Raw genomic sequence first — 5,794 nt, 5'->3', positions numbered from 1 at the left:
CCCCCCCCTCCCACATCGAGCTGCTCGCGGCTGACTGACATTTCATCCCTGCCTTCAGTGGAAGTTGAAGACGGAGAGTTTTGGGCGTAGACCGGACGCGCGACGAGTTAAACGTTGTTAATTTTCCTTGGCGCGCAAAAAGCCCCGGCCTGTCCCGCCCATCTGTCGCACCCAATGTTTTCGGGACCGACAGCAGTTGGTCGATACGCTAGAGTCAATGCCTGCCCTTTCAGTCACCGGGGCGGCACATTGCGCTGCGTAAAAAACCTGAGGAATATGCTCGTAAACCGCGAACCAGACGGCTGCAGCAGGAGCGACTCGTTGACCCTTTCCCCCGAACAGGCTGTGCATTTCGGCCCCTACCGGGTCTACCCCGGACAACGCCTGGTGATGGAGGCCGACCAGCCCTTGCGCCTGGGCCGGCGCGCCATGGACATCCTGCTGATCCTGCTGGAACACGCCGGCAATGTGGTCAGCAAGCAGCAATTGATCGCCCGGGTCTGGCCCGACAGCGTGGTTGAAGACATCAACCTGCGGGTGCACATGGCCGCGTTGCGCAAGGCGCTCGGCGACGGTCAGGCCGGTCAGCGCTACATCGTCACCGTGGCCCAGCGCGGGTACAGCTTCGTCGCACCACACTCACGGGAGCAGGTCGAACAACCACCAGCAGCCGAGGCCTGCACACCGAGCCGGCATAACCTGCCGGTGCGCCACACACGCATGATCGGCCGGCGGACGCTGGTCGACAATCTGGTGGTGCAACTGCCGCGCCAGCGCTTCATCACCCTCGTCGGTCCCGGCGGCATCGGCAAGACCACCGTGGCCTTGCGAGTCGCCGAACAAATGATCGGTCGCTACCGGGACGGCATTCGCCTGCTGGACCTGGCCCCGATCAACTGCCCGCTGATGATCGACGGCCACCTGGCGACGTTGCTCGAACTGGCCCTGCACGATGACGAACCCCTGAGCGGCCTTGCCGACTGTCTGCGCGACAGGCAAATGCTGTTGGTCATCGACAACTGCGAACACCTGGTCGACGCCATCGCCCAGCTCTGCGAAAACATTCTGCGCAGTGCGCCGCACGTGCACATTCTCGCCACCAGCCGCGAGAGCCTGCGGGCCGAAGGCGAATTCGTCCAGCGCCTGGCATCACTCGACTGCCCACCGCCCATCGCCGTCCTCGACCGAGCCCAGGCCATGACCTTTTCCGCCCTGCAACTGTTTGTCGAGCGGGCCATGGCCAGCCATGACAACTTTGAACTGACGGACGATGAACTGCCGCTGTTGATCGACATCTGCCACCGACTGGACGGCATTCCACTGGCCATCGAACTGGCGGCGGCGCAAGTGGGCAACTTCGGATTAGCCGGCTTGCTGGCGCAGTTGCAAAGCAGTTTCCGGGTGTTGACCCAACCCTGCCAGACGCCCCCGGCACGCCATCAGACCCTGCGCGCGACACTGGACTGGAGCTTCGAGCTGCTCAACGCCTGCGAAAAGACCTGCCTGCGCCGACTGAGCGTGTTTCGCGGCGGCTTCACCCTGAAGTCCGCAGCGGCGGTGATTGTCGGCGAACACATCGAACCTCGCGAAGTGTTCGGTTCGATCACCCAACTGGTCGCCAAGTCCCTGTTGAACGTGGAAGTGGGCGATGAGGATGTTTACTACCGCCTGCTCGATACCACCCGCAGCTACGCTCTGGAAAAGCTCGCGCAAACCCCCGACCTGCCCGCCACGCGGGAGCGCCATGCCGAGCGTTGTCTGGCGCTGATGCAACAGGCGCAGGACGAATGGGAGAACACCTCGACCGGCCTGTGGCTCGAGCGCTATGGCCGGACCCTGGAGGACATCCGCGCGGCCCTCGACTGGGGTCTGCACGGGCAAGGGCCGCAGGCGCTGGCGATACGCCTGGCCGCGACGTCCACGCCCCTGTGGCAGGAGCTGTCACTGCTCAAGGAACACGGCGGTTATGTGCGCAAGGCCCTGGCCTTGCTCGAGCCATCTGCCGAGCCTTGCCCGCGCTTGCAGATGACCCTCAAGCTGGCCCTGGGCAGTGCCTGTTACCACGCTCAAGGCGCGAGCGCCGAAACCCTTGGCGCCTTTGTCAGCGCCAGAACCCTGGCCAGCCGACTCAACGATGTGGCCGGTCAGTTGCGGGCGATTTCCGGTCACCTGGCGGTCAATCTCAGTGGCGGCCAGTACCAGATGGCCCTGCAACAGAGCCGGCAATTCGATCAACTGGGGCTGCATGACGACGCCCTGTTATCCCTGAGCACCCATCGATTGCGGGTGCTTGCCCTGCATTTTTCAGGCGACCAGCAACAGGCCGGGGAGCATGCCGAACAAGTACTGCAACGCATGGCCCACAGTGGTCATCTCAACCGTTTCACCCATGGCTTCGGCGTGCAATACGACCAGAGTGTCGCGGCGCTGACCATCCAGGCGCGCATCCTCTGGCTGCGAGGCCAACCGGAACAGGCCTGGCGTGCAGCCCGGCAGGCGCTGGACATCGCGTTGCAGATCAACCACGGCACGTCGATCTGCTACACCCTGGCGCTCGCCGGCTGCCTGATCGCCTACTACAACGGTGACACCCGCAGCGCCCGCGAACTCCTGCGCCTGCTGCTGCAACAGGCGCAGAAACACTCGGCCCTGCTGTTCCATACCTGGGCGCAACACTACGCGCAGGTGATCGGCGGCGTCGATGTCGCGCCCGCCAGGCAACGAAGTGTCGGACTGATCAAGGACATCATGGTCACGCTGGATTCCACCTGCGTCGATGACGACCTGCTTGAACGTGCGCAAAACGGCGCGTCGGGCTGGAGCACGGCAGAGATTCTGCGGGCCAGGGCCGAGACGCTGCTGGCAACGGATTTTCCGGCCAACGCCGCGATGGCTGAAACCGTGTTACTCAAGGCACTCGACGTGGCGAGAACCCAGGGCGCCTTGACCTGGGAGCTGCGCAGCGCCACCTCGCTGGCGCAATTGTGGCAGCGACAGGGCCACCATCAACGGGCGCATGCATTGCTGGCGCCGGTCTACCAGCGCTTCACCGAAGGTTTTGCCACGCCGGACCTTAAGGCCGTGCGCCACTTACTCGGTGAGTTGCATTGCCACTTGCCGGCCTGAAAGCCGGGGCGTTTGACTGACGTAACCGGCATAACGCATTTCAAGGGTGCGCAGCTCACCACTGAGTTCGAGCTTTTCCAGGGCGTAGGTGCGGGTGGTGTTGAGGAAGCGGTAACGGATCACCCCGCCGCCCTGCTCCAGGGACAGCAATGATTTGAGTGCGAGGTTGTCCAGCACCTCGATCAGCTCGGCGACCGGTAACGCGTCGCCGCTGATCGCGCCTATCGCGGCGTCCTGGGTGAAGGCCATCTTGAATATCGCCAAACGCTGCAACACGGATTGTTCCAGCGCAGTCAACCGTTCGTAGCTCCAGTCCAGTGCAGCCTTGAGCGTCTGATGCCGGGGGACGGCCGTACGGCGGCCTTGGGACAGCAACTGAAAACAGTTATCGAGTTGTGCTTGCAACCCCACCAGCGCCAGCGCATCGATTTGCGCCGCCGCCAATTCAATCGCCAGCGGCAGGCCGTCGAGGCGCCGGCAGATTTCGCGCACGACCCTGAGGTCCTGTTCGCGCAAGGTGAAGCCTTGCTGACGGGCCCGGGCACGGCTGACGAACAACTGCACCGCCGAATAGCCCATGACCTCGGCAACGCTGCGCAGCGCTGACGCCGGCGGCACCGCCAGCGGTGGCAGACGCAACAGGGTTTCGCCCACGGCCTTGAGTGGCTCGCGGCTGGTGGCAAGGATCGACAGTCGCGGCATCGATTGCAGCAGTGTCTCGATCAACGTCTGGCAGCGTTCGAGCAGATGCTCGCAGTTGTCCAGGACCAACAAGGCATGTCGCTGCGCCAGCGCCTCCAGCGTGGTGCCGGCTTCCAGCCCAAGGGTTCGTGCGAGATGATCGGTCACTTGCGCCGGATCCTCGATCGCCGCCAGGTCCACCAGCCACACGCCGTGCCGATAGTGCTGCAACAACAGTTCGGCCACGCGCAAGGCGACGGTGGTCTTGCCGATCCCGCAAGGCCCGACCAGGGTCATGAATCGGCGCACGGGCAACTGCCGCACCAGGCTGCCGACAACCGCATCGCGCCCGGTGATCGATGTGAGCCGCGCCGGCAAGTTGTGCAGGGGCTTTTTTAGGGTCTCGCTGGGGAACGCTACAGGCTGCGGCGAATGCTGTACCGGGGCGACAAAACTGTAGCCGCGCTGGGGAATGTTGACGATGTAGCTCTGACCGTTCTGCCCGTCGCCCAAGGCCCGACGCAGGGCAGCAATGTGCACCCGCAGGTTGATCTCTTCGACCACGGAGCGCGGCCAGACCTGCGCAATCAACTCGTCCTTGCTGACCACCGAGCCCGCGTGTTCGACCAGCACCTGCAACACATCCAGGGCGCGGCCGCCCAGGCGCAGCGGTCGATCGCCCTCCAGCACCAGGCGCTGACTGAGGTGGAAAGCGTAGGGTCCGAATTGCAGCACCGCTTCGTTGCTGACATCTCTGAGGCTGTTCATGGGCAGTCACCCGCAGGAAACCTGATCTGGCACGTGAGTCCATCCAGGCTCCGCACCTTCCTTGCAATGAGTTACCTCGTATCTTGGCAGCCCTCTGTGACGGTACAACCGCCACGGGGGGAGCGTCACGGCCATTGCGGTGCGCACAACGGACATGCGCGCTAGCTGAACTGCTCGCGGTATTGGGTCGGGGTCAGGCCAAGCTTTTCACTGAACAGAAAACGCATGTGCCGTACGCTGCCGAAGCCGCTTTTGAAGGCCACGGTCTTGAGCGGCAACTCGCTGGTTTCCAGCAGGTTCCTGGCGCAATCGATGCGTGCGCTTTGCAGAAACTCCATCGGCGTCATGTCCACCTCCCGGGCGAACACCCTGGCGAAATGCCGCGGGCTCATGTTGGCCAGGCTCGCCATGCGCTCGATGCTGAAGGACTCGTCGAGGTGCTCGAGCACATGGTTCTGCACGCGGGTAATCGGCGTTTCGTGAGGCGCCACCGCCGCCATCAACGGGCTGAACTGTGCCTGCCCGCCCTGACGCTTCATCACCACCAGCAAGACCTTGGCCACGTCCTGGGCGACTTTTTTGCCGTGGTCCTGCGCCACCACCGACAACGCCAGGTCGATCCCGGCGGTGACGCCGCCGGAGGTGATCAGGTTGCGGTCCTGGACAAAGATCTGGTCGGTCTCGACGGTCGCCTTCGGAAAGCCCTTGATCAGCCGCTCGGTGTAGTGCCAGTGGGTGGTGACGCGATAGCCGTCGAGCAAGCCCGCATGCCCCAATACGAACGCTCCGGTGCAGATCGAGCCGTAACCGGCGGACCGGCTGACGTTGTGCCTGAGCCAGTCGAGCAACGGCGGATGCTTTTCGTTGTAGGCACCGGGACCACCGGGTACCAGCAGCAAATCAAAACCTTCGCAGGCCTGATCGATGTGCCGGTCGGCCTGCACGCTCACGCCATTGGACGCCCGCAATGCGCCGGGCTCGGTGCCGATGGTCGACAGCACATAGTGATCGTCGGGTTTCAGATAACGATTGGCGATGGAAAACACTTCCATGGGCCCGGCCATATCGAGCAGGAGAAAGTCGGGAAACAGCACCATTGCCACGGTTTTCATGGATTGGAATTCACTGGATTAATTGAGACGGTGCACATCCTCTGTGGGAGCGGGCTTGCTCGCGAATGCGGTGGGTCAGTCAGCATGGATGTTGATTGACCCACCGC

The 5,794-nt window shown here is 63.4% G+C and carries 3 protein-coding genes; 1 reads left to right on the top strand and 2 read right to left on the bottom strand.

The window, feature by feature from the left end; genetic code table 11:
• Window positions 1–321: 321 nt before the first annotated feature.
• Complete coding sequence (locus AC3WN7_RS28260) at window positions 322–3,126, top strand: ATP-binding protein (RefSeq protein WP_102675841.1); 2,805 nt, start codon at window positions 322–324, stop codon at window positions 3,124–3,126.
• Here AC3WN7_RS28260 and AC3WN7_RS28255 read toward each other — a convergent pair.
• Together AC3WN7_RS28255 and AC3WN7_RS28250 are read right to left on the bottom strand one after the other, a co-directional pair.
• The gene (locus AC3WN7_RS28255; protein WP_095968237.1) at window positions 3,091–4,575 is read right to left on the bottom strand and encodes an ATP-binding protein; all 1,485 of its coding nucleotides are present in this window, start codon (window positions 4,573–4,575) and stop codon (window positions 3,091–3,093) included. The genes AC3WN7_RS28260 and AC3WN7_RS28255 overlap by 36 nt on opposite strands.
• 161 nt (window positions 4,576–4,736) lie before the next feature.
• Window positions 4,737–5,687, bottom strand: coding sequence for a GlxA family transcriptional regulator (locus AC3WN7_RS28250; protein WP_095968238.1), 951 nt, complete (start codon window positions 5,685–5,687; stop codon window positions 4,737–4,739).
• Window positions 5,688–5,794: the final 107 nt, after the last annotated feature.

The organism is Pseudomonas sp. FW305-70 (assembly GCF_058783925.1).
This window is presented reverse-complemented; position numbering and strand designations above follow the sequence as displayed.